The organism is Streptosporangium sp. NPDC048886, assembly GCF_055586905.1.
This window is the reverse complement of sequence record NZ_JBVJHH010000022.1, coordinates 96,506-119,089: the sequence shown is the minus strand read 5'-3', so window position 1 is coordinate 119,089 and position 22,584 is coordinate 96,506. Positions and strand designations below refer to the sequence as shown.

General features: G+C 69.9%; 29 protein-coding genes and 1 pseudogene. 19 read left to right on the top strand and 11 right to left on the bottom strand.

The window, feature by feature from the left end:
- Window positions 1–107: 107 nt before the first annotated feature.
- Both ACZ6R6_RS26895 and rox read right to left on the bottom strand, forming a co-directional pair.
- The gene (locus ACZ6R6_RS26895; protein ID WP_470097744.1) at window positions 108–1,241 is read right to left on the bottom strand and encodes an IS30 family transposase; all 1,134 of its coding nucleotides are present in this window, start codon (window positions 1,239–1,241) and stop codon (window positions 108–110) included.
- Window positions 1,242–1,484: 243 nt separating this feature from the next.
- Window positions 1,485–2,909 (bottom strand): rifampin monooxygenase, encoded by a 1,425-nt coding sequence (rox, locus tag ACZ6R6_RS26890; RefSeq protein ID WP_470097831.1) that lies wholly within the window; start codon window positions 2,907–2,909, stop codon window positions 1,485–1,487.
- Window positions 2,910–3,325: 416 nt separating this feature from the next.
- On the opposite strand from rox, the gene ACZ6R6_RS26885 reads away from it, so the two are divergent.
- A complete protein-coding gene (locus ACZ6R6_RS26885) occupies window positions 3,326–3,508 on the top strand; it encodes a hypothetical protein (RefSeq protein ID WP_470097837.1) in 183 nt (60 codons plus the stop codon).
- On the opposite strand, the pseudogene ACZ6R6_RS26880 reads toward ACZ6R6_RS26885, so the two are convergent.
- Window positions 3,435–3,644 (bottom strand): annotated as a pseudogene (locus tag ACZ6R6_RS26880) (Tn3 family transposase); the annotation flags it as partial. The gene ACZ6R6_RS26885 and the pseudogene ACZ6R6_RS26880 overlap by 74 nt on opposite strands.
- Window positions 3,645–3,661: 17 nt before the next feature.
- Between ACZ6R6_RS26880 and ACZ6R6_RS26875 the strand changes: the two are divergent.
- Together ACZ6R6_RS26875 and ACZ6R6_RS26870 are read left to right on the top strand one after the other, a co-directional pair.
- Window positions 3,662–3,793 (top strand): hypothetical protein, encoded by a 132-nt coding sequence (locus ACZ6R6_RS26875; RefSeq protein WP_470097835.1) that lies wholly within the window; start codon window positions 3,662–3,664, stop codon window positions 3,791–3,793.
- A gap of 193 nt (window positions 3,794–3,986) precedes the next feature.
- Window positions 3,987–4,310, top strand: a complete 324-nt coding sequence (locus ACZ6R6_RS26870; RefSeq protein WP_470097742.1) for a hypothetical protein — start codon at window positions 3,987–3,989, stop codon at window positions 4,308–4,310.
- A gap of 202 nt (window positions 4,311–4,512) precedes the next feature.
- On the opposite strand, the gene ACZ6R6_RS26865 is transcribed toward ACZ6R6_RS26870, so the two are convergent.
- Window positions 4,513–5,565 carry an FAD-dependent oxidoreductase gene (locus ACZ6R6_RS26865; protein WP_470097740.1) on the bottom strand — a complete coding sequence of 351 codons (1,053 nt, stop codon included), beginning with the start codon at window positions 5,563–5,565 and terminating at the stop codon, window positions 4,513–4,515.
- A gap of 101 nt (window positions 5,566–5,666) precedes the next feature.
- Between ACZ6R6_RS26865 and ACZ6R6_RS26860 the strand changes: the two genes are divergently transcribed.
- Entirely contained in the window at window positions 5,667–6,371 is a 705-nt protein-coding gene (locus ACZ6R6_RS26860) for a TetR/AcrR family transcriptional regulator C-terminal domain-containing protein (RefSeq protein ID WP_470097738.1), read from the top strand.
- A gap of 362 nt (window positions 6,372–6,733) precedes the next feature.
- Entirely contained in the window at window positions 6,734–6,925 is a 192-nt protein-coding gene (locus tag ACZ6R6_RS26855) for a putative quinol monooxygenase (RefSeq protein ID WP_470097736.1), read from the top strand.
- Window positions 6,926–7,171: 246 nt separating this feature from the next.
- Here the strand turns inward: ACZ6R6_RS26855 and ACZ6R6_RS26850 are convergent, their stop codons facing one another.
- The 5 genes from ACZ6R6_RS26850 to ACZ6R6_RS26830 all read right to left on the bottom strand — a co-directional run bounded on the left by ACZ6R6_RS26850 (window position 7,172) and on the right by ACZ6R6_RS26830 (window position 11,654).
- Window positions 7,172–7,861 (bottom strand): nucleoside/nucleotide kinase family protein, encoded by a 690-nt coding sequence (locus ACZ6R6_RS26850; protein ID WP_470097734.1) that lies wholly within the window; start codon window positions 7,859–7,861, stop codon window positions 7,172–7,174.
- Window positions 7,858–8,739, bottom strand: coding sequence for a sugar phosphate isomerase/epimerase family protein (locus ACZ6R6_RS26845; RefSeq protein ID WP_470097732.1), 882 nt, complete (start codon window positions 8,737–8,739; stop codon window positions 7,858–7,860). The genes ACZ6R6_RS26850 and ACZ6R6_RS26845 overlap by 4 nt, the downstream gene beginning before the upstream one ends.
- A gap of 35 nt (window positions 8,740–8,774) precedes the next feature.
- A complete protein-coding gene (locus ACZ6R6_RS26840; RefSeq protein WP_470097730.1) occupies window positions 8,775–9,551 on the bottom strand; it encodes an ATP-binding cassette domain-containing protein in 777 nt (258 codons plus the stop codon).
- A complete protein-coding gene (locus ACZ6R6_RS26835; RefSeq protein WP_470097728.1) occupies window positions 9,548–10,522 on the bottom strand; it encodes an ABC transporter permease in 975 nt (324 codons plus the stop codon). Before ACZ6R6_RS26835 ends, ACZ6R6_RS26840 begins: the two co-directional genes overlap by 4 nt.
- Window positions 10,523–10,586: 64 nt before the next feature.
- Window positions 10,587–11,654, bottom strand: a complete 1,068-nt coding sequence (locus ACZ6R6_RS26830) for a sugar ABC transporter substrate-binding protein (protein WP_470097726.1) — start codon at window positions 11,652–11,654, stop codon at window positions 10,587–10,589.
- Window positions 11,655–11,784: 130 nt separating this feature from the next.
- On the opposite strand from ACZ6R6_RS26830, the gene ACZ6R6_RS26825 reads away from it, so the two are divergent.
- From ACZ6R6_RS26825 to ACZ6R6_RS26785, 9 genes are all read left to right on the top strand, one after another.
- A complete protein-coding gene (locus ACZ6R6_RS26825; protein WP_470097724.1) occupies window positions 11,785–12,993 on the top strand; it encodes an ROK family protein in 1,209 nt (402 codons plus the stop codon).
- A 31-nt stretch (window positions 12,994–13,024) separates the two neighbouring features.
- The gene (locus ACZ6R6_RS26820) at window positions 13,025–13,225 is read left to right on the top strand and encodes a hypothetical protein (RefSeq protein WP_470097722.1); all 201 of its coding nucleotides are present in this window, start codon (window positions 13,025–13,027) and stop codon (window positions 13,223–13,225) included.
- Between the two features lie 429 nt (window positions 13,226–13,654).
- Entirely contained in the window at window positions 13,655–13,804 is a 150-nt protein-coding gene (locus ACZ6R6_RS26815) for a hypothetical protein (RefSeq protein ID WP_470097720.1), read from the top strand.
- 34 nt (window positions 13,805–13,838) lie between these two features.
- Window positions 13,839–15,263: an FAD-dependent oxidoreductase gene (locus ACZ6R6_RS26810; RefSeq protein ID WP_470097718.1), complete on the top strand. Its 1,425-nt coding sequence runs from the start codon at window positions 13,839–13,841 to the stop codon at window positions 15,261–15,263.
- A gap of 22 nt (window positions 15,264–15,285) precedes the next feature.
- Window positions 15,286–15,477, top strand: coding sequence for a hypothetical protein (locus ACZ6R6_RS26805; protein ID WP_470097716.1), 192 nt, complete (start codon window positions 15,286–15,288; stop codon window positions 15,475–15,477).
- A 72-nt stretch (window positions 15,478–15,549) separates the two neighbouring features.
- Window positions 15,550–15,759, top strand: coding sequence for a hypothetical protein (locus tag ACZ6R6_RS26800; RefSeq protein ID WP_470097714.1), 210 nt, complete (start codon window positions 15,550–15,552; stop codon window positions 15,757–15,759).
- Window positions 15,760–15,791: 32 nt separating this feature from the next.
- Window positions 15,792–16,184, top strand: coding sequence for a metalloregulator ArsR/SmtB family transcription factor (locus ACZ6R6_RS26795; protein ID WP_470097712.1), 393 nt, complete (start codon window positions 15,792–15,794; stop codon window positions 16,182–16,184).
- A complete protein-coding gene (locus tag ACZ6R6_RS26790; protein WP_470097710.1) occupies window positions 16,181–17,239 on the top strand; it encodes an ArsO family NAD(P)H-dependent flavin-containing monooxygenase in 1,059 nt (352 codons plus the stop codon). Before ACZ6R6_RS26795 ends, ACZ6R6_RS26790 begins: the two co-directional genes overlap by 4 nt.
- 160 nt (window positions 17,240–17,399) lie before the next feature.
- The gene (locus tag ACZ6R6_RS26785; RefSeq protein WP_470097708.1) at window positions 17,400–17,702 is read left to right on the top strand and encodes a hypothetical protein; all 303 of its coding nucleotides are present in this window, start codon (window positions 17,400–17,402) and stop codon (window positions 17,700–17,702) included.
- Window positions 17,703–17,990: 288 nt separating this feature from the next.
- Here ACZ6R6_RS26785 and ACZ6R6_RS26780 read toward each other — a convergent pair whose 3' ends face one another.
- Window positions 17,991–18,308 carry a hypothetical protein gene (locus ACZ6R6_RS26780; protein ID WP_470097707.1) on the bottom strand — a complete coding sequence of 106 codons (318 nt, stop codon included), beginning with the start codon at window positions 18,306–18,308 and terminating at the stop codon, window positions 17,991–17,993.
- Between the two features lie 148 nt (window positions 18,309–18,456).
- On the opposite strand from ACZ6R6_RS26780, the gene ACZ6R6_RS26775 reads away from it, so the two are divergent.
- The 3 genes from ACZ6R6_RS26775 to ACZ6R6_RS26765 are packed head-to-tail and all read left to right on the top strand — an operon-like array spanning window position 18,457 to window position 20,542.
- A complete protein-coding gene (locus ACZ6R6_RS26775; RefSeq protein WP_470097705.1) occupies window positions 18,457–19,152 on the top strand; it encodes an arsenate reductase/protein-tyrosine-phosphatase family protein in 696 nt (231 codons plus the stop codon).
- A complete protein-coding gene (locus tag ACZ6R6_RS26770; RefSeq protein WP_470097703.1) occupies window positions 19,149–19,817 on the top strand; it encodes an arsenate reductase ArsC in 669 nt (222 codons plus the stop codon). Before ACZ6R6_RS26775 ends, ACZ6R6_RS26770 begins: the two co-directional genes overlap by 4 nt.
- Window positions 19,814–20,542 carry an aquaporin gene (locus tag ACZ6R6_RS26765; protein WP_470097701.1) on the top strand — a complete coding sequence of 243 codons (729 nt, stop codon included), beginning with the start codon at window positions 19,814–19,816 and terminating at the stop codon, window positions 20,540–20,542. The genes ACZ6R6_RS26770 and ACZ6R6_RS26765 overlap by 4 nt, the downstream gene beginning before the upstream one ends.
- Window positions 20,543–20,687: 145 nt before the next feature.
- Here the strand turns inward: ACZ6R6_RS26765 and ACZ6R6_RS26760 are convergent, their stop codons facing one another.
- The gene (locus ACZ6R6_RS26760) at window positions 20,688–21,149 is read right to left on the bottom strand and encodes an HIT family protein (protein WP_470097699.1); all 462 of its coding nucleotides are present in this window, start codon (window positions 21,147–21,149) and stop codon (window positions 20,688–20,690) included.
- A gap of 466 nt (window positions 21,150–21,615) precedes the next feature.
- Between ACZ6R6_RS26760 and ACZ6R6_RS26755 the strand changes: the two genes are divergently transcribed.
- A complete protein-coding gene (locus ACZ6R6_RS26755) occupies window positions 21,616–22,125 on the top strand; it encodes a hypothetical protein (RefSeq protein ID WP_470097697.1) in 510 nt (169 codons plus the stop codon).
- 11 nt (window positions 22,126–22,136) lie between these two features.
- Window positions 22,137–22,373, top strand: coding sequence for a hypothetical protein (locus ACZ6R6_RS26750; protein ID WP_470097695.1), 237 nt, complete (start codon window positions 22,137–22,139; stop codon window positions 22,371–22,373).
- Window positions 22,374–22,584 lie beyond the last annotated feature (211 nt).

Genomic DNA, 22,584 nt, shown 5'->3' with positions numbered 1-22,584 from the left:
ACGGGTCCTCCGCCCCACCCTGCGGTCGTCGGCGGACAACGCGCCAACCCGCTGCGCCTGGCCTGGACGGCCGGACGCAGACGGGAACCCCGGGGTGGTTCCCACGTTCACCATGAACCGATCGTCGGGTGAGGTGGCCAGCTATGCCCCTGCGGTATCGCCACGGCTACGCCGCAGACCTTCACCGTGGCCTCCCTGCCGGCGACCTGAAACCGGCTCAGGAGTTCCCCACCCCCGTGATGAGAGGGGCGGGTGCGCACCGCGATCCAGCCCATATCCACCGGATTTGAGCTGGCGGGAAACTTAAGAGGCGTGACAGCGCTGGTTCCTCTCGTCCACCTTCCCGTCTCGCTTGCCGGACCCGGACCATCCGGTAGTGCTGGTCCGTCCCGTCGTTGTCGGGGCTGCTTGCCAGCCTCACCGGCGTTCCCCGGATCGGCCTGCCCCCAGCTTCGCTGGGCTGCTGCGACAGCACAGCGGCGGAGTCCTTCCACCTCCGCTCGGTTACATGGCGCCTCGTGGCGCTCGAGATCACCTTCCCAGTGACCGGCAACCGCCCGATCCTCGGCCTCGGCGGGACGGGCGGTGATCGGGACCATGTCCCGCAGGACCCCGCAGCCGGTGGCCCGGCGGGCGCCTCGAGGGCGGCGCATCGGACGCGCGGTGCGCAGACGCTGAGTGAGCGCTCGGTCGATGGCCTGCCGGCGGCGCGGATCATAAAGCGACAGGTAGATCGCCTCGTGGGAGACCTGCATGCCGGCCTCCTGCGGGTGGCGCCGCCGCAGCCAACCGAAGATCTGCTCCGGCGACCAGCACAGCGCGAGCTTGGCCTCGACCATCGCCCGAAGCGCAGGTTGCCGGGCCAGCTTGGCCGGTTTCGGCCGACGCGCCCGCCGATAGGCCTCAACCTCGGCCAAGGCGGCCCGGTAGCGCTCACGGCCACCGTTGCGGGCGATCTCCCGCGAGACCGTCGAAGATGCCCTTCCCAGCCGCTGGGCCAGCAGCCGAGCGGACTGTCCAGCGGCGATGCCCCGGGATATCTCTTCGCGATCAGCAGCCGTCAGATGGCGCACGGACCGTCGCTGCGGGGCCTGGTGCACGCCGCCGCTCTGGCAGAGAAAGCGCCGGACGTGACGCATCGGGGCGCCCAGTGCCCGGCCCATCAAGCTGAAGGACTCCCCATCGCGCCAGCGCCGCCAGATCTCGTCTTGCTGAGCGGGTGAAAACCCGTAGTCACGCACACACCTCCACGGCTACATGATCATCCATGGGTGGTGCGTTGACCCATTGAGGGTGCCTGCTAATCCCGACACCTCCGGAAGGCAGCTCCCTCTACTTTTACTTTGGGGCTGGGGCCGCCTTCGGAAGCTGAGGTCCGACCCTGGCGTCAGAGCACCATGGCGGATGCTGCCTCCAGCCTTCCGATGGTCAGTCGCTACCGGCCGTTCCGATCCTCACGGGCCTTTTCGGTTGCTCAGGCGAAATCAGTCGGCGGGCTTGCCGAACCAGCGGGAGAGGTGGTCGTCCAGGTCCTGCTGATCGTCGCCGATCCAGGCGACGTGGCCGTCGGGGCGTAGCAGGACGCTCGGAACATCCAGTACCGCAGTGGGATCCGCGAGGTGATCGACCCGGTCTGACCAGCCGCCGACGGTCAGGCGTTCGGTGCGGTCCAGCAGCAGGCCGCGGCCGCGATGCAGCAGATCGTAGAGGTGGCCCTGTTTGACGTCGATGTCGCGCAGGCGGCGGCCGAGCAGGTCGGGGCCTTCGCCGAAGTCGTAGCGGACGCCGATCGCGGTGATCTTCTCGATCAGATGGCGGTTCACCTCGTCGAGGTCCATCAGTTCGGTGAGCAGCCTGCGCACGGCCTGCGGGCCCGGTTCGGTGGACAGCAGTTCCATCTGGGCGCGGGTGTTGTCCAGCACGTCCTCGGCGACCGGATGGCGTTCGGCCTGGTAGGTGTCCAGCAGTGTTTCCGGCGCCCAGCCGCGGATCTGTGCGGCCAGTTTCCAGCCGAGGTTGAATGCGTCCTGAACGCCCAGGTTGAGGCCCTGTCCGCCGGTGGGTGGATGGATGTGTGCCGCATCGCCGGCCAGCAGCACCCGCCCGACCCGATAACGTTCGGCTAGCCGGGTGGCATCCCCGAAGCGGGACAACCAGCGCGGGGAGTGCACGCCGAAATCGGTTCCGGCGATGGTGCGCAGCTGTTGTCGGAAATCCTCGAGGGTGGGCGGTTCCGCGCGGTCGCTGACTCCCGCGGCGGGGACCACGACGCTGTAGACTCCTTCGCCGAAGGGCCGGAGCCAGAATGGCTGATGGGTCTGGTGGATTTCGGTCACCTTGGCGGTGATCTCCTCCTGCGGCACCCCCACTTCCATCTCGCCCATCAGCGTCTCGGTCCGCGAGGGCTCGCCGGGGAAGCCGACGCCGAGCAGTTTGCGCACCGTGCTGCGCCCGCCGTCACAGCCGACGAGATAGCGCGCACGCAGCCGTTCCCCGTCGGCCAGCTCGACGGTCACCCCCTCGTCGTCCTGCTCGAAACCGGCCACCGCACAACCGCGCCGGACCTGCGCACCCAGTTCGATCGCATGCTCTTCGAGAAGGCGTTCGATGACCGGCTGCGGGATGCCCAGCAGGTAGGCGTGCGCGGAATCCAGGCCCTTGGGTGCGGGTTTGGGAATGGCGGCGAAGAATCCGCCGGCCGGACGCTGTCTTCCGTGTTCGCGAATGCGATCCAGCAGTCCGCGCATCGCCATCAGCTCGAGACTGCGAATATGCAGACCGACTATGCGGACGAACGACTTGGGCTCGGTTTCCTTCTCCAGAACGAGTACCCGCACATCGTGCAGTCGCAGCTCGGCGGCCAGCATCGCACCAGTCGGCCCGCACCCGGCAATGATCACGTCGAACATGGGCACGCGATCGGCGCCGGAGGCCGGCGACCGGAGTCCGGAGACGTCGCCCACGGTGAAGTCGCGCTCGACCGCATCGTTCGACGACGGCTCGGCGGTGAACTGCGGAGAGTCCATAGGTGTTGCCTTTCGGGAGTGCCTTGTTGGCGAGGCGCTCCCGGCGACACCTACGTCAATCGCCGGCCGTGACGGAAAGGGGGAGCACCCACATCGATGCAGCGTTCATGGGTCTCACCTCCTCGGGCGGTGTCACGGTCAACTGCAAGCTACAAGCCCGAGCATCAGCCCGTCCAACCCTTTTCCAGCCACGTGATCACGACTTCAGACGGGCCCGTGCGGCTGCAGGTGAATCCGGCGTGGCGGTCCGGCTGGTCACGGTCGACGATCCGATCCTGGCCGCCCCTGAATGATCAAAGTTGGACACCACGCGGCCGATGCTGTTCCGGCAGCGCGGAATTTGTCCCAGCTACCTGGTCGGGGAGGCCCCGGCCGCAGAGAGAGAGATGGGCTTCCTCACCCGCACGCTCAGCGCGGCCGGCTACATCGTTCACCCCGAGGAGGAGCCCGACCGGGTGATCGCGGCACTCCCGGCTGTGTGAGGGGGTTAGCCGTCCACAGCGTGACGCAGTTCAGGACGAGGCCGAGCGCTCCGAGCTGGTTCTCCAGGCCGCGTTCGTAGCGGTGGTAGAGCTCGCCCTTCTTGCCGTGGCAGATCTTGCGGGCGGGGGAGTGGCGGTTCCCCTGGCGGTGACGTGCGTGGCGTGCTCCTGGTGACGCTGACGGCGGAAGGCCGCCATCAGCGTGACCGCCGCACCGACCCCGGCACCGTCCATGATCCGGCCTGGCTCGTCCTCCTGCACCGCGGCCAGGCGGGGCCCCGGTAGCAATGGCGGGCGCGCAGGCGGGCGGGGTCACGCCGGCGGCTGCGCGCCGCGCTGGACATCTGCGCCCGTCTCGGCATGCAGGTGTGGGCCGAGCGGGCGCGCGCCGAACTGCGGCTCGTCAGGCACGCTTCCAGGGCTGCAGTCCGCTCCGATCCGGCTGTCGTCGCGAGCACCAGGCGGGCAGAATGCGCACATGCGATGGGTATGGGTGGGTGCCTCGGCTGCTGCGGCGTGTGCGGTGGTGGCGGCCACTCTGTTCCTGAGTGATCTGGAGACGCTGTCGTGGATCGCGGGCGCCGGCTCGTTCATCATCGCGGTGCCCTCCCTGATCGCGGCACTGACCACCCACACCGACGCCCCCGGCCGGGACCGCCCCCAAACGTCCCCAGCCGCAGGAGAAGAAGACCCGGTGATCGTGGAGCTGACCACGCCCCGGACACGGATCGCCAAGCGGCTGGAGAGCGCGTACAAAGGCGCGCTCATCGGCGGGTCTCTCGCCGCCTTTCGCACACAGTGAAGATGACGCGGCAGCGCGGGGGCCCGCCGAGCGAGCGCACAGCCTCGAACCGGGGCCGTACGTGCACCTGAGCGCTGATCTTCTCGGAGAACACCTTGGCGCGCGGGATGTCGTGCCGGGCTCGGCCCGGCAGCGGGGGCAGCGGAAGGGTGCCCGTTCCCGAAGTGCGCCCGTTACCGAAACGGGCACTGAGCCGGCCGGCTCAGTGGTCCTGCTGGTGGTCGGGGATCAGAGCGAGGAGGCTTTCGTCAGTTGCGTCGCCGAACATCTCCTTAAGGTGCATGGCCGTCTCGTCGTCAGCCTGGCTCATGCGGGTGAACATGGCCTGCTCGTATTCGGCGAGGCCGGCCTCGATGTCGTCGAGGTGGGCGGCGTCGCCCACCAGGGTCACCCTGGGCGTCCGGTCCCACCGATGCCCGTCGGGCAGGGCGTAGTGCGGGCGCAGGACCGGCGGGGTGTCGGTGTCGCTGATCAGCGCGGTGAGCTCGGGCGCCCAGCCGTCGAACTCCGCCGCGACGCGAGTGGCGGCCGCGGGCGGATCGGAGAAGTCGATGCCGTCGAACCACTCCAGCGGCCTGGTGAGTTCCACATAGGCGTGCAGGGTGTCGCCGCGTTCGCGGTGAGCGGTGATCACCTTCCCCGGCGCAGGGGCGAACATCGAACCGCCGCCGACCGCCTTCGCGACGGCCGGGTGCCGCGTGTCGGCGTCGAACAGGTAGGTCTCGACGAATGACGTGCCGACGTACTCGGGCACCGCCTCCGTCAGCAGCGGGCGGACCCGCGACCAGGCGCCGTCCGCGCCGACCAACAGACTCGTGATGACGCTGCCGCCGTCGGCGAAGATCACCTCGTGGCGGCCGCTGCCGAGGCTCCGGGCGCCGATGACCTTGCGGCCCCACCGGACGGTGCCCTCCGGAAGCGCGTCCAGCAGCATCCGCCGCAGGTCCGCGCGCTGCGCCTCCGGACGGCCGCCCATGCCGTTGTCGGCTTTCTCGAACAGGACGGCGCCGTCCGGCCCCGGAGCACGTATCGCCTGGCGGCCCTCCAGAACGATGGCGCGGAACTCCTCCATCAGACCGGCCGCCTCAAGGGCGAGCTGCCCGTTGTAGTCGTGGATGTCGAGCATCCCACCCTGCGTCCGTGCCTCCGGTGAGGCCTCCGCCTCGTAGACCTCGGCCGGGATGCCGTGGACGTGCAGGACGCGGGCCAGAGTGAGTCCGCCGAGCCCGGCGCCGATGATCGTGACGGGGTTCATGACGGCTCCTTCGTGCAAGGGCCGGTGAGGCCGGCAGTTATGGTGTGATGTTCCATGTTGGAACACTATTCTAACTTGGTTTAGTGCTCCAAGGTGGCAGAATGCAGGACATGGCAACGCGAGCGCGCCGGACACAGCGGCGCAGACAGGTGCTCTCCCGCGAGCAGATCATCGATAGCGCCATCGAGCTGCTCGACGCGGGCGGCGAGGGCGGGCTGACCGTCCGGGCGCTGACCGAGCGCCTGGCCACCGGGTCTGGAGCGATCTACTACCACGTGGGCACCCGGGACGAGCTACTGGATACCGCGACCGAAACCGTCGTCGCCGCCGCCCTGGCCACCAAGCCTGCCCGGGCCCCGGCCACGCCCGACGACGAGATCCGAGTCGTCGCACTGGGCCTGTTCGACGCGGTCGCCGAACACCAGTGGCTCGCCACGCGGCTGGCCGTGCAGCTCACCCGAAACCCGTGGGGTCCGGTGACCGTGGGGATCTTCGAGAAGATCGGTCGGCAGGTGCGCGCCTTGGGCGTGCCGCAAGCCATCTGGTTCGTCGCGGCCTCAACGCTCGTGCACTACATCCTCGGCGCCGTCAGCCAGACCCGCATCGGCGGGAACACCTCAGGCGTCGAGGCCGACACGGACCGCGAGAAGTTCCTCGAGGCAGCGTCGACGGCGTGGCAGGAACTCGACCCCGCCGACTACCCGTTCATGCACGCCATCAGCGGCCAGATGCGCGAGCACGATGATCGCGAGCAGTTCCTCGCCGGCATCGCCCTCATCCTCGACGGCATTACCAACCTCCGCTAACCCCGCCGAACTCGATGGTCAGGGGGCGCGTCATGTCCGCCCAACCTTGACTTGGATTTTCGCCGTTTGCTACAGGGACCCCTACAGAACGAACGTCGTCGTCAACGCCGGCTGCGCCGCCACCTCCGGCAGCTGGTGTCCGCCGTCCGGCGGCACCACCTGGGGCGCCGCGGCTGACGTCGACATCGATCATAGGCGGGGACGGTGGTGAGGGCGTCCGGGGCCTGGCGCATCTCGGCGCCGACGCGTTGCCGGCGGCCGGGGTGGAGCGGAGCTCTGGGTGGTCTTGGGCAGATGCCGCAGGATGGACATCGTTCGCCAGCGAACACCGCATCAATCACACCAGATCAGAAGCTTCCACCATGTCGAACACGCTCGCCATCATTGCCGGCTTCGTCGTCGCCAAGCCTGGTCAGGAGCAGCGGCTCCGGGACGAACTGGATGCGATGATCGCACCCTCCCTGGCCGAGGAGGGGTGCCTGGGATACCGGCCCTATGCCGACCTGAACCCCTTATGTCGACCCGGACCGCTCCGACCGGATGATCCTCGTTGAGGAGTGGACCGACAGCGCCGCACTGGATCACCACTTCTCGCTGCCGCACTTCAAGCACATCGCCCAAGTCCTGGACGAGATCCTCGCCGAGCCGTTCACCCTGCGCCGTCCGACCGACATTCCGGGTCGAAGACCGGGGCAGGGTTGTTCCGCCCGCCGTACCCCGGTGATCGCCGGGGTGCGGCGCGTTCCACGCCGGATCAGCTGCCCAACCGCGGGCCTCCCGCACCGGAATGAGCCCGCGAGTCAGTCGATCAGCGCCTGGTCGCGGGCGCCGATCGAGCGGAGGACACCGTCGGGGACGACGAGGTCGGCGCGGGCGCGGGTGGTGGCGACGAGGTCGGCGTTGCGCTGGTCGGTTCCCAGCACCCAGGCCACGGCCGCGTCGTGGTCCTTGCCGAACCGCTCGTGGCGGGAGATGAGGCGGCGCACGCGCTCGTCCGAGTCGAGATCGCAGTACCAGACCTCGTGGAGCCGGGGCCGCACGCGTGCCCAGTCCCCCCGGTCGAGCAGCAGGTAGTTCCCTTCGGTGACGACGAGCCTGGCGACCCGGGGGACCGGGATGCTCCCGGCGATCGGCTGTTCCAGGTCGCGTTCGAACGCGGGCGCGTAGATCACATCGTCGTCGTCCTCTCGAAGCCGGCGGAGCAGGGCCGCGTATCCGGCGGCGTCGAAGGTGTCCGGGGCCCCCTTCCGGTCACGCCGCCCGAGCCGGTCAAGCTCGGCGTCTGCCAGGTGGAAGCCGTCCATCGGTAGGTGTGTCACCCATTCCAGTGGCGGCAGGCCCGCAGGAGGCGTCCGCCGTAGCAGGGCGACCAGGTTCTCGGTGAGTGTGCTCTTGCCCGCCCCGGGGCTTCCTGTGATGCCCAGCAGCGCGCGGCGTCCGTCCCGCACAAGGGAGCGGGCCCGGTCTGCCAGGTCGTCGAGGGTCGTCATCGGGATCGGCCCGTGTGGAGCTGGTTGGTGATGAAGGCGTGGGCGTGACGCGCCAGGTCCTCACCATCCGACCAGAGGTTGCGCCAGATGGCCAGGTCGTTGGAGAGACCTCGCATCACGACCGCCGAGGAGAAGGACTCGAAGGTGATCGGCCCCCGATATCCGACATCTCCCAGCGCGTGGAAGAACGAGGTGAAGTCCAGATGTCCCGAGCCGAGATAACCGCGGTGGTTCTCACCTATGTGAACGTAGCCGAGCCGGTCACCGACTTCATACACGGGGCGTACGAGATCGTCCTCCTCGATGTTCATGTGGTAGGTGTCGAGGTGGATGAGCACGTTGTCCTCGCCGATGTCATCGGCGAGGACGAGCGCGTCGCGTGCGGTGTTGATGACGTTGGTCTCGTAACGGTTGCAGATCTCGAGACCGAGCGTCATGCCGTGCTGCCGGGCCTCCTGGGCCAGCCGGCGTAGCACCGAGACGACGTTGCGGCGTCCGGCGGCGGTGAGCGGGTGGTCGTACTTGCCCAGGGCGCTGTAGAGCGCGCCGGTGAAATGCGTGCCGCCGAGCGCGCCGGTGACGGCCAGGGAGTCGTGCAGCAGCTTCTCGCCGCGCTCCACCACGGAGGGGTCGTCGCTGGAGACGTCGGCGTCGAAGGCGAGGCCGCGCGAGCACGCCACGCCTAGGCCCACCGCGCGCAGGGCGTCGCGTGCGGCGCCGACGTCGAGGTTCGCCGAGTCGTGTAGGGATATCTCGAGCAGGTCGAAACCGGTGTCCTTCGTCTTCTCGATCGCGTAGGCCATCGAGGAGGGGCTCGTGTCGCCGACCCACACCAGGGCGTGCACGCCGATCGGATTGGCCTTGGTATCAATGATCATGAGGTGGACGCTTTCTCGTGTTCCTGAAGTCGTGTTCACTGGCCGATGGCGCCGGTGACGAGGGCGACGATCTCCTCGCCGGTCGTCTCGGCCGTACGGCGGCCGCCGACGCAGCGGCCGGCGCGCATCACCCACACGTGGTCGCCAAGCTTCATGACCTGCGCGAAGTTGTGGCTGATGAGCAGGACGGCATGCCCCTCATCGCGCAGCCTGAGGATGAGCCCCTCGACGCGGGCGGTCTCCTGGACGCCCAGGGCCGCGGTGGGCTCGTCCATGATGACGAGCTTGGAGCTGAAGCCCGCCGCGCGACAGATGGCGACGGCCTGGCGCTGGCCGCCGGAGAGCCTCCGGACGCGTGACCGCACCGCAGGCACGTTGACCGCGAGCGTGGAGACCATCTCCCTCGCGCGGGACTGCATGGCGCGCCGGTCGAGGACGGCGACGGGGCCCAGCCGATGGACGATCTCGCGGTTGAGGAAGAGGTTCTGCCATACCGTGAGGTCCTCGACGAGCGCGAGGTTCTGGTGGACGGTCTCGATGCCGGCCTCGCGGGCGTCCTCGGGGGAGTGGAAGTCGATCTCATCGCCGTCGAAGATGATGCGCCCGCTCTGCGGCCGGTGGATCCCGGAGATGCAGCGCACCAGTGTGGACTTTCCCGCGCCGTTGTCGCCGACGAGGGCGGTGATCTCGCCCCGGCGCAGTGTCAGCGAGACCTCGACGAGAGCGCGGACGTTGCCGAAGGACAGGGAGACGTTCTCGCAGCGCAGCAGCGTGTCGCCGGACGGGGTGCCGGGCTCGGGTTGGGCGGTCATCGCTGGAACCTCGTCAGAAGTGCGGCCAGCACCACGACGATGCCGACGGCCAGGGGCTGGTAGAACTGCGAGACGCCGAGCAGGGTGAGGCCGTTGACCAGCGCGACCAGTAACAGGGCGCCGATGACCGGGCCGATGATGGTCCCCCGCCCGCCGAAGAGGCTGACGCCGCCGAGCACGACCGCGGCCACGGAGTTGAGCAGGAAGGAGGTGTTGGACGCGGGCTCGGCGGCACCGATGCGCGCGACCAGCAGGATCGCTCCGAGCCCGGCGAGCGTGCCGCTGATCGTGTATACGGCGGTCTTGATGCGCTGGGTGCTGATCCCCATGGCCGTCGCGGACTCCGGCGCCCCGCCGGTGGCCAGCAGGTGGGTGCCGAACCGGGTGTGGAAGAGCGTCACGTGCGCCACCAGCGCGACCACGACCGCGATGACGAACGACCAGCCGAAGATCCCGAGTCCGCCGGTCGACAGGCTCAGCAGGGCCGGGTCGATGATCGTCACGGGCTTGCCGTCGGACAGGATCAGCGCGAGCCCCGAAGCCGCCGACAGCATCCCGAGCGTCACGATGAAGTCCGTGATCCTGCCCCATGCGACGATCACGCCGTTGACCACGCCGGCCAGGGCCGCGGCGACGATCCCCAGCAAGCACGACAGCGGCAGTCCCCGCCCCGCCGAGTAGGCCTGGCCGAAGACGACCGCGCCCAGGGTCATGATGGAGGCGATCGACAGATCGATGCCCGCCGTGGCGATGACGAAGGTCTGACCCACCGCCAGAATGATGAGGATCGCGGCGGCGACCAGCATCGATGCGATGTTCCCGGCGCTCAGGAACGTCGGGTTCAACACCTGGAAGACGATCACGAGGACGACCAGCCCGACGAGGGCCGCCCACTCGGCCCAGAAGCCCACATCCTTCAGCCGGGCAGACCATGCCTCGCGGTCGCGTGCCGCGAGCGTTGCGTTTGCCATGTCCGTTCCCTTCGTCGTGGTGGCTGCGGCATGTCCGGCGGCCCGTCGACGACGGTGGTGGTCGCTACGGGATGAGGGTCTTGAACGGGTCGTCGTAGGTGCCGAACGGCTTGGGCGCCGATGACAGTGCCTTGTCGGCGCTGTCCTTGGTGACCATCTCGACCGGCGCCTTCACGCTGGCCGGGAGCGTCTTGCCTCCCGCGGCGGCCTGGCACGCCTCGATGCCCATCAGGCCCATCGCGTACGGGTACTGGGCGACGGTGCCGTCCAGCGTGCCGGCCTTGACCGCCTCGAGCGCGTCCTTGATGCCGTCGACGCTGATGACCTTCACCTTGCCGGTCTTGCCGGTGTTGGCCACGGCGCGTGCCACTCCCAGCCCCATGTCGTCGTTGGCGACGAAGAAACCCAGCAGGTTCGGGTTCGCCCGCATGACGTCGGTCGCGGCGGTGAGCGCGGTCTGGCGCTCCCAGTTGGCGGCGACGGTCTGGACGACCTTGAGGTTGGGGCCGATCCCTTGCTGGAATCCCTGGACTCTGGCCCCGCTGGTGACATCTCCGGCGATGCCGCCGATGACCGCGACGTCACCGCCCGCGGGCAGCAGTTCGGTCATCCGCCGCCCGGCCGTCTTTCCCGCCTCGACGTTGTCGGTGCCGATGTAGGTGGCCAGCTTGACGTTGGCGCTCTTGGCCGCGGTGGCGTCGACCGGGCTGTCGATGTTGACGATGGTCTTGTTCATCATGGAGAGCTTGGCGAGGCCCTGGATGAGGTTGGTGCCGGAGATCGGGTTGACCACGTAGCAGGAGAAGTCCTGCCCGGCGAGGCCGTTGAGCTTGTCGGCCTGGCCCGTGGTGTCGGTGATGGAGTTGGCCGCCTGGACCGTGACGGTCGCGCCGCTCGTACGGGCCTGATCGTCGATGCCCTGCTTCATCGTCTGGAAGAACGGGTTGTCCAGGCCCTTGATCACCGCCGCGATCTTCGGAGCGTCGCTCGCCGTACCGCTGCCCGCGGCCGCTTCGGCCCGGGTTCCCGGGCCGGTGAACCCGCTGGAACCGCAGGTTCCCAGCACGAGGCCCCCGGCCGCCATGACTGCGCTGACCGTCGCCGCTCGACGGCCTCTGGTGTTCGCGTGCATCGGATACCCCTTTCGGCGTCGATGGGACGACGGTATGGCCACTTATGAGACCCAACAACCTTTCTTTCGACTTTTTAAGTCGAAAGATTTTTGAATTACGCGTAACATCCGACATAGTTAAAGTGGTCGGGTGGACACAACGGCCCTCGTCGCTCCGCGGATGGGAATCAGCTCAGGTGAAATCCTCAGCCTGTTCCGCGACGCCTCCGACGGCCTCACGAAAGCCGAGGTCATGGGCCGTACCGGCCTGTCACGCACCACGGTCAACCAGCGCCTCGACGGGCTGCTCGCCGCCGGGCTGCTGGTGGCCGCGCCCCAGGACGCGCGCACCCGCGGCCGGCCCGCCGGCCGGTTCGTCGTCAACCGCGACCGCGGGGTCCTCCTGGTGGCCGACATCGGCGCCACCGGCCTGCGCACCGCCCTGTGCGACCTGGGTGGGGAAGTACGGATCGAGCGCGAGACACGCGCCGACGTCACGGCGGGCCCGCGGGCCATCCTCGGGATCGTCGACAAGCTGTTCACCGAGATTCTCAAGGACAGCCGCCACGAGCCCGGCGCCGTGCTCGGCGTTGGCATCGACGTCCCCGGCCCCGTCGACTTCGCGACCGGGCGGGTGGTCAGCCCGCCGATCATGACCGGCTGGGACCGCTTCGACATCCCCGGATGGTTCAGCTCCCACTATGACTGCCCGATCCTGGTCGACAAGGACGTCAACGCCATGGCCTTCGGCGAACAGCGCCTGCGATACCCCGACGTCCCGCACCTGCTCATGGTCAAGATCGGCACGGGGGTTGGGACCGGCCTCATCGCCGGTGGCCAGGTGCACCGCGGCGCCGACGGCGCGGCCGGCGACGTCGGCCACATCCAGGTGACCGTCGACGATGTGAACGAGCCTCCTCTGTGCCGGTGCGGCAACGCCGGCTGCGTGGAGGCCCACGCCGGCGGATGGGCCCTCGTCCGCGACCTGCGGGAGGCCGGCCGCGACGTCGTAACCGTCGACGACGCCGTACGGCTCATCCGCAGCGGCGACCTCGTCGCGGTACGGCTCGCCCGGCGGGCGGCCCGCATCCTCGGCGGCGCCATCGCCGACACCGTCAACCTGTTCAACCCCCGGGTCATCGCGATCGGTGGCCAGCTCGCCCACACCGACGAGCAGCTCTTCGCCGGCATCCGCGAGATCGTCTACCGGCGGTCTCTGCCCCTGGCCACCCGTAACCTGCAGATCGTCCGCAGCGACCTCGACCCCCACGCGGGAATCCTCGGGCTCGCGCAGCTCCTCGTGGATGGGATCTACACCCCGCAACGAGTGCAGGAGCTCGTCGACGGCACGGTGACGTAGCCTCTGGGCGAATCGGCACTCGAAGACCGTTGTGCCGCGTGATCCGGCCGGGCAGAAGTGGCTCACCCCGGCCGACCGGCGGGGCCTGTCGGCCCTGTTCCGGACCTGTCTGAACCTGTACGGGCGCTCCGAGCTCGACATGGGCCGCCACCTGGAGCTGGAAGCACTGTCACTGACCGCCTCTCGACCGCGGCGCCGGACCATGGCGGGGCGGGGATCGCCCTTATGGTGATCTTCGCGGAGAACGGGGCGCTGAGACGGTCGCTGCCAGGCGGACGACGGGACACCGGGGGGAGGCGGACGACGGGACACCGGGGGATGGGCATGCGCCCGCGCCGCCGGTGAATCGGATATCCGAACAGGAATCCGGCGGCGTCCGGGAGTGCCGACGGCTGCCGGCACTCCGCGCGACCGGCCACCGGTTACCGGCCGAACCTGCCCTACCGGGCGGGGCTGGGCGCACTGGGCGCCGACGCCTGGCACGTGATGGGGATGCTTACCCGTCACCTACGTGGCAGCCGTCAGCGCACCCGCGCCTGAACCTGAATCCGCCGGCTTCCTTCCCCGTCCGGCCTCACACGACAGGCTGATTTGACTTCCATCAAAGCAGTGGCGCATGATGGCTCCTACTTAGATGAACTTCTATTCAAGGGGGTGCGCGATGCGCGCTCTGCTCACCCGACGACACCGCCCCGCCGCCGAGCGGGCGAGCATCACCTTCGATGAAGCCACCTCGCAGGTGTGCGACATCGAGTGCCGCGCCGGGGCCGCCGTCGAGCGCGCCCGCACCTCCGCCCTGTCGTTCCGCTAACCCACTAACCCACTTGCGCACCTGGAGAGCAGTCATGAGTGACAGTTGCTGCGGCACCACCCCGATCGCGATCGAGCAGTTCACCCCCCTCCAGCAGGCCCCCTCCGGGCAGAGGGGCGACCTGCCCGTGGTGGTGATCGGCGCGGGCCCGGTCGGCCTGGCCGCCGCCGCCCACCTGGCCGAGCGCGGCATCGACTTCCTGGTCCTGGAGGCCGGCGACCGGGTGGCCGCCTCGGTGGCCCAGTGGGGACACGTGCGGGTGTTCAGCCCGTGGAAGTACGACATCGACGCCGCCGCCCGCCGCCTGCTCCAGGCCGGCGGCTGGACGGCCCCGGACGGCGACTGGCTGCCCACCGGCACCGAACTCGTCGACGACTACCTCGCCCCGCTGGCCGAGCTGTTCGGCGACAGGGTTCGCCTGGGGGCGAAGGTGACCGCGATCAGCCGCCTCGGCCACGACCGGATGCGCACGGCGGGCCGCGAGAAGGTGCCCTTCCTGATCCGCCTGGCCGATGGCGGTGAGCTGCAGGCGCGGGCGATCGTCGACGCCTCCGGCAGCTACACCACGCCGAACGTGCTGGGCGCGAGCGGCCTGCCCGCCCACGGCGAGGACGAGGTGTCCGTCGATCACATCGACCACGCCCTGCCGGACGTGCTCGGCGCCGACCGGGAGCGGTACGAGGGCAGGCACACCCTGGTGGTCGGGGCCGGCCATTCGGCGGCGACCACCCTGCTGGCCCTGGCCGAGCTGGCCGAGGACACGCAGATCACCTGGGCGATCCGCGCCGGCGGCGCCAGCCGTACCTACGGCGGCGGCGACGCCGACGCGCTGCCGGCCCGCGGCGCACTCGGCACCCGCCTGCGCGCCCATGTCGAATCCGGCCGTATCCGGCTGCTGACCGGGTTCTTCACCCACCAGGTCCGCCGGAGCGAGGCCGGCATCGAGGTCATCAGCCGCGACCCGTCCGGGAACGAGCAGTCCGTCGTCGTCGACCAGATCGTGGCGGCCACCGGTTACCGGCCCGACCACACGATCGCCTCGGAGCTGCGCCTGGACCTGGACCCGATCCTCGGGTCCACCCGCGCGCTGGCCCCGCTGATCGACCCCAACCAGCACTCCTGCGGCACCGTCCCCGCCCACGGCGTGGATGAACTGGCCCACCCCGAAAGCGGCTACTACGCCGTCGGCGTGAAGTCCTATGGCCGCGCCCCGACCTTCCTGATGGCCACCGGCTATGAGCAGGTCCGCTCCGTCGTCGCCGCGCTGGCGGGGGACTGGGAGGCGGCCCGGGATGTGCGGCTGGAGCTGCCGGAGACCGGGGTGTGCTCCTCGAGCCTGGTCGAGGCCCAGGAGCAGCGGGTCGGCCTGGCCACCGGCATCGGCGGCGGCCTGCTGGCCGCCCCGCTGCCGCTGGCCACGGTGGGGGCCTCCGGGGAGTCCGGCGGCTGCTGCGGCTGAGCCGTTACGTGCCCCTGTCGGCGTGCTCTACTACGCCTTCTCCGTCTTCCTGGTCCCGATGAGCGGCGCGTTGAGGGCCGGCGGCACGCAGGTCGCCGCCGCGCTCACCGGTGCCGTGCTCACCATGGCACTGTGCGCGCCGCCGGCCGGCCGCCGGCTGGACGCCCACGGCGTCGCGGTCTGCGGGGCGCCGGCGCGCTGCCGCTGCCGCTGATCGGGAGCAGCACGGCAGGAGCGGTCGGCTGCGTGCTGCTGTTCGGCCTCGGCTTCGGGGTGCACCATCACGTTGCCGCACCTGCTGGCCGAGCGGTACGGCATCGCCGCCTACGCCGGCCTGTCCGGCCGGATCGCGGTGTTCTCCGTCGCCGGCAAGCCCGTCGCCCCGCTGGGCCCGGTGACACTTGCCCAGGCGGCCGGGTACGGGTGGGTGATGGGCGCGGTGGCCGCGGCCTGCGCACTCGCGGCGTTCGCGCCGTTCGCCTACCACCGCCTATAATTTAGACCAGCATCGAAGTAAGGAGTCGCGTCATGGTCGCCCCCGCCACCACCCAGTGCTGCGCGCCGATCGCCCGCGAGCCGCTCGGCGAGGCCGACGCGGCCGAGCTGGCAACGCTGCTCAAGGCCGTCGCCGACCCGGTGCGGCTGCGCCTGCTGTCGATGATCGGCTCGCACGCCGGCGGCGAGGCGTGCGTGTGCGACCTGACCGGCGTTTTCGACCTGACCGCGCCGACCATCTCCCACCACCTGAAGGTGTTGCGCACCGCCGGGCTGATCGACGGCGAACGCCGCGGCACCTGGGTCTACTACCGGATCATCCCGGAGGTGGTGAACAAGCTGGGCGCACTGTTCACCCCGCTGGCCACGCCCGCTCCGACCAGGGGGCAGAGCGGCCCGGCGGACGTGGAGCTCATCACCGTATGACCGTGCCCCCACGCCTGGCCGATGTCGTCGTCATCGGCGCCGGGCAGGCCGGGCTGGCGGCCGGGTACTACCTGCGGCGGGCGGGCGCCGATTTCGTCATCCTGGACGCCCAGGAGGCTCCCGGTGGTGCCTGGCGGCACGCCTGGCCGTCGCTGCGGCTGTTCTCGCCCGCGCAGTACAGCTCCCTGCCCGGCCGCATGATGCCGGTCCCCGCTGACGGCGGCTATCCGGACGCCGCCCACACCGTCACCTACCTCACCGACTACGAGCAGCGCTACCGGCTGCCGATCATCCGCCCGGCCGCCGTGCGGGCCGTCCGGCGCGCCGGCGAGCGCCTGGCGGTCGAGACCGGCACCGGCACCTGGCACGCCCGCTCCGTCGTCAGCGCGACCGGCACCTGGTGGCGTCCCTACGTCCCGCACTACCCCGGCATGCGCGACTTCGGTGGCGAGCAGCTGCACACCGCCGACTACCACGGACCTGAAGCGTTCCGCGGCAAGCGCGTGGTGGTCGTCGGCGGCGGCAACTCCGCCGCCCAGATCCTCGCCGAGCTCTCGCACGTCGCCCAGACGACCTGGGTGACGCTGCGCCCGCCCCGGCTGCTGCCCGACGAGGTCGACGGCCGCGCCCTGTTCGCCCTGGCCACCCGCCGCCACCAGGCGGCCCTGGTCGGGCAGAACACCGATGGCATCGGCGACCTGGGCGACATCGTCGCCGTCGCGCCGGTGCGCCAGGCCCGCGACCGCGGCGCGCTCAAGGCAGAACCGATGTTCTCGGCCGTCACTCCTGGTGGGGTGGTGTGGGCCGATGGCAGTACGGCGGCGTGCGAGGTGATCGTGTGGTGCACCGGCTTCCGTCCCGCCCTCGGGCACCTGGCCCCGCTGCGGCTGCGCGGCGCAGGCGGTGTGATCCCCACCGACGGCACCCGTGCCCTGGCCGAGCCGCGCCTGCACCTGCTCGGCTACGGCGACTGGACCGGCCCAGCCTCGGCCACCCTGATCGGGGCCGGCCGCACTGCCCGGCAGCTCGCCACGGAGATCACCGCCCAGCTGTAGACCGCCACACCCGAGTGGCGTTACTCCACACGATGATTCGATATCTATCTATCTTGACGATTATCTAAGTAGCGTGAGGCCCTATCTCCTGATTAGACATCCATCTAAGTTTCGAGGTGTGGGTGGGCTCCGCCGTCACACCTCCGGGGAGGAAATCATCATGACGGACCAGACCGGCGGCGGCTTCATCGGCGACCTGGCAGAGGCCTTCGCGCCGCCCGCCGCCGGAGGCTGCTGCGGAGCTCCCGCCGCCGCGCCCGGCTCTCAGGTGAGCGGCGCGGCCGGGCTGGCCGCAGTCGGTATCGGCATGGGCATGCCCGGCTATCAGACACCCGCCGAAACCCCCGACCGCGTGGAGCCGGACACGCTCGTGGCGGCGGCACGACTGCTGGTCGCCACCGTAGAGCTGCTAGCCGCCCAGCTTCGCCCTGATCGCCATGCGGTGGCACCACCCCGGGCGTAGCCGCTGTTGCTCAGGTGCCGATGGTGGAGACTGGGCAGCGACCTGCTGGGTGAAGTGCTCCGGAGAGCGGTCATCTTGCCGAGGTGGTGGGCGGCCAGTCGCAGGTGTGTGCAGGCGGTGTCCTCATCAACGGTTCGCCCGCGGGGATGACCGGCCTCATTGCGGGTGACCCTGAGCAGGTCGGCCACGCCGAGGAAGACCTGCTCGGCCGCGGCCCCGAGCGTCGCCGAGCAAGCCAGGCAGCGGCCTGCGCTGAAGGACTGCAGAGCCTCCTGCATGTACTGCTTGCTAGGCGATCGAGCGCAGGTCCGGCACCTGGCGGCGCAGCCGACGCGGGTAGCCTTCCGGATCGTACGGTTCCTGCGGGCCGCCCTCCACCGCACTGTGGCCCCGCTCTGACAGTTTCCACCGCCAGTCATCACTGGCCGGCTGCCGCTCGGGGGCCAGATAGATCAGGCCGTCAGTGAACAGCCCCACAACGCCTTCCGCGCCGTGCGACCGGCAGCCGGTGGCCGCCTGGATGGGCTGAGGCAGGTAGGCGTCGTGAAAGCGGGTGTCGGCGCGCGGAGTTGCCATCAGTTTGAGCACCTGGCTGCGGTACTGCATCCCGACAGGGGGCCAGCCGACTGCCGCCCGTACCGGACGAAAGCAGGAGTATCCGGCCGCTCCCCGAAGGCAACGGACTGCACGTCCGGATTGACGCCCGCAGTTTACCTCAGCCATTATTGAGTCAATTATGGCTGAGTCATCCAATGTGAGGCGACGTGCTGCCCTGCACGCGGCGCTGGGCGATCCGATCCGGCTCGCCATGGTCGATGAACTCCTGCTGGGCGATCGCTCACCCGGCGAGCTCGGGGAGGCGTTCGCCCTGCCGTCCAACCTGCTGGCCCACCACCTGAAGGTGCTGCAGGAGGCCGGGCTGATCACTCGGGCGCGCTCGGAGGCCGACCGACGGCGCAGCTACGTCCGCCTGCTGCCCGGCGCGCTGTCAGGGCTCACCCCCGCACCCTCCGCACCGCCGGCGGCCGAGCGTGTGGTGTTCGTCTGCACCCACAACTCCGCCCGCTCCCAGCTGGCCGCCGCCCTGTGGCAGCACCGCAGCCGTCTGCCCGCCACCTCGGCCGGCACCCGCCCCGCCGCACGCGTGCACCCGCGGGCGCTGGCCACCGCCCGCCGCCACCACCTGCACCTGGATCCACGCGCCACCGCCCATATCGGCGACACCGTCCGCGCCGGCGACCTGGTGGTGGCGGTCTGCGACAACGCCTACGAACACCTGCCCTCCCGGCCGAACCTGCACTGGTCGGTGCCCGACCCCGTGCCCGCCGACACCGACGACGCCTTCGAACGCGCCTACACCGACCTGTCCGGCCGCATCGACCGGCTCACCACCGCCCTGGCCCCGACGCCCCCCGCCGCCGAGCACCGTCTCGACAAGGACACGCCATGACCCAGCCCGCCTACCACCGCGACGACCTGACCATCGACCAGCAACACGCCCTGCTGGCCGCCGCCCACACTCTGGCAGGCGAGTTCGCCGGCACCTTCGGCACCGGGACCATCGACCGCTTCCTGCACACCAGCTACGACCAGTTCGCCGGCCGCGCCACCGTGGCCGACTTCCTGCCGCTGATGGCCGAGCACTTCGCCCGCCAGCGCCTGCGCGCCCTGGCCCGCGTCGAGGGCAAGGACAACTCCGGCACCCCGATCGTGCTGTTCCTGTGCGTGCACAACGCCGGGCGATCCCAGATGGCACTCGGCTTCTTCACGCACCTGGCCGGCGACCGGGCGATCGGCTGGTCGGGCGGCTCCGAACCCGGCGAGCAGATCAACCCCTCGGCCATCGAGGCGATGCGCGAGCGCGGTATCGACATCGCGCGCGAGTACCCCAAGCCCTGGACGCACGAGATCGCCCAGGCCGCCGACGTCATCATCACCATGGGCTGCGGGGATGCCTGCCCGGTCTTCCCCGGCAAACGGTATGAGGACTGGCAGCTGCCCGATCCGGCCGGGCAGTCGGTGGAGGCGGTCCGACCCGTCCGGGATGAGATCGAACGCCGGGTGCGCGCCCTGCTGGCCGACCTCGGCGTACCGGCCGCCGGGAGCGGCACGTGATCGATCTGGCCCGGCGGGCGCTGGCCGAAGCTGTCGGCACCGGCCTGCTGGTCACCTCGGTGATCGGGTCGGGCATCATGGCCCAGCGGCTCTCCCCGGGCGATGTGGGCCTGCAGTTGCTGGAGAACTCCACCGCGACCGCGTTCGCGCTGACCGCGCTCATCCTCATCATGGGCCCGGTCTCCGGCGCGCACTTCAACCCCGTCGTCTCGCTGGCCGACTGGCTGCTCGGCCGCCGTACCGGCGACGGCCTGGACGGGCGTGCCCTGCTGGCCTACCTGCCCGCCCAGGTCGCCGGCGCGCTCGGCGGCGCGGTGCTGGCCCACCTGATGTTCGAGCTGCCCGCCGTCACCGCCTCCACCCACCAGCGCACCGGCGCCGGGCTGTGGCTGGGCGAGATCGTCGCCACCGCCGGGCTCATCACCCTGATCTTCGCCCTGGCCCGTACCGGCCGCGCGACGCTGGCTCCGCCCGCCGTCGGGGCCTACATCGGTGCCGCCTACTGGTTCACCAGCAGCACCAGCTTCGCCAACCCCGCTGTCACGCTCGGCCGTACCCTCACCGACACCTTCGCCGGCATCGCCCCCGACTCCGCGCCCGGCTTCATCGCCGCCCAGCTCGCCGGCGCCGCGCTCGGCCTGGCCCTGATCCGGCTGCTGTATCCGCTGCCGGCCGCCGGGCCCGGGCAGCTGGCCGCCGACCCCGCAACGACAGCCCGGACATGACGAAGGCCCCGGCCGTCAGAGTGACGGCCGGGACCTGCAACGTGTGCGTACCGGTGTGCATGTCGCCTTTCGGCGAAAGGCGCAACGCGGCTCCAGCCGAACGGTGGTCCGCGAATACCACCCACGACGGCCGGCACCCGTGACGTCAGCCGGTGGAGGGTGGTCCGGGGCGGAGCGCGTACAGCGCAGCGCGCAGCGCGGACGCGTCCTGGTCCAGCAGCGGCCGCTCCCTGCTGATCGGGTCCACCTGAAGGCTGAACCCGTCCCCGCAGTGCCGGGGGAACACGTGCAGGTGCACGTGGAACACCTGCTGGCAGGCTGCTTCGCCATCGGCGAGGAAGACGTTGACGCCCTCGCAACGTAACCGTGAAAGGCGCAGCGCACGAGCCAGACGGTGGCCGATCCGCCACATGCGTGTGCTGGTCTCCTCGTCGAGGTCTTCGAGCCCCACGGCATGCGCGCGCGGTATGACCAGCGCGTCGCCGGGAGCTACGGGACGGATATCCATGATCACGACGACGGCCTCGTCCTCGTAGGGGACACTGGCCTCAGCCCGTCCCGCGACGATGTCGCAGAACACGCAGGAGAGGTCGTCCGGGACGCCCATGCGTCCATCATCCCACCCGCGGACCGGCCCCGCCGCGCTGACCTGCTGCCGGTCGCTGGATCCCGCTCCATGGTTGGATCAGAATGTCAGGCGAGGGAGGAAGACCCCACCCGGACCTCGCTGACAGGATCTGTTATGACGTGGTCAAGCGACCATGCGAAGGGTTGGCGGTGATGCAGCAGCCCACAGAAGTTCGCTGTGATGGAAATGTGACTGGTCGGGCAAGTTTTCGGCGCCGAAGGCCCCGCCCCGAGCGCTTCACCCACTTGCGACCGCAGGCTCCGTCGCCGGGCAGCAGATGTGTACTTTCGCGGCTCGTACCCGGAAAGCACGGGACAATGGCCTCGCCATGGTCGACTCTCCTGCCTGGTGCGCTCCGCACCCCGCCAACGTCCATCCGATCCCCCGCGACGGACGCCGACACTGTGGCGTTCTCGAACGGGTTCTCCGTCGACAGTGGCCGCAATTGACGCTGCCTTCACCCGCGCTCGTCGCCGCCGTCGACGAGCTCGCGGCCCTTCCTGTGCATATCGCCACCCGTCTGGCCGAAGAGCTCGATGAAATCTGGCTGGGCCCAGGCAGTGTCCCCGACCTGGACGGGCTCGGCGCTCTGCGTGGGCAGCCCACTCAGCCGGGTGGCACCGTGCGCTGGGAGCAGGTTCCCGGCCTGTGTACCGGCCGCCTGATCGCCATCGGCACCGGCGAGCACGTCTCGGCCAGTCTGGTCCTGCACGAGGTCGGTCATGCCCTGGACCTGTTCGACGGCATGTCCCAGGCCGCCGAATGGCGGACAATCATGCAGATGTGTCGGCCGGTCCTGCAGCACCCGCGTTATCTGGACACGCTCGAATGGTGGGCCGAAGCTTATGCCCTGTGCGCATCCCGGCAGGTAGGACGGCTGGTGCGCATGCTCGACGGCCGAGAGAACCTCGCCGAGATGGTGTGGGCGTACTATCGAAGGCATTATGGGGTGTGAGGGGAGGCGCCATGTGGACCGCACTCAAGCGTGACGACGGCCATCTCGTGGTGCCCGTACACGTTGACACTCCTGAGGGCTGGCACGCCGACGGTGCCGTCACTCTCGCTCCGGGCGATCCCGACTACGCCCTTCACGCCGCCGGCGCCGTCACCCTGGATGAGCTGGCGGGCGATCCGCAGCAGGACGCGGCCCTGCTGGCCTGCTGGCAAGCACGCTTCGCCCAAGCCGAACGCCGCAGCGCCTGACAGCAGGGACCACCCAGGTGATCACTGTTGAGCAGCTGCAAGGCTGATACCGCAGCATACGGACGACGACACCTGCTCAAGAGCAGCCAAGAAGACGGTTACGCTGCCGCGTAGCCGGAAGCCCTGATGTGTCTACCGAACCGGGGCAACTCCACGTGAAGCCGCCGGCCGGCACCACTCGTGCACACCCCACCAGTGGCCGGACCGATAC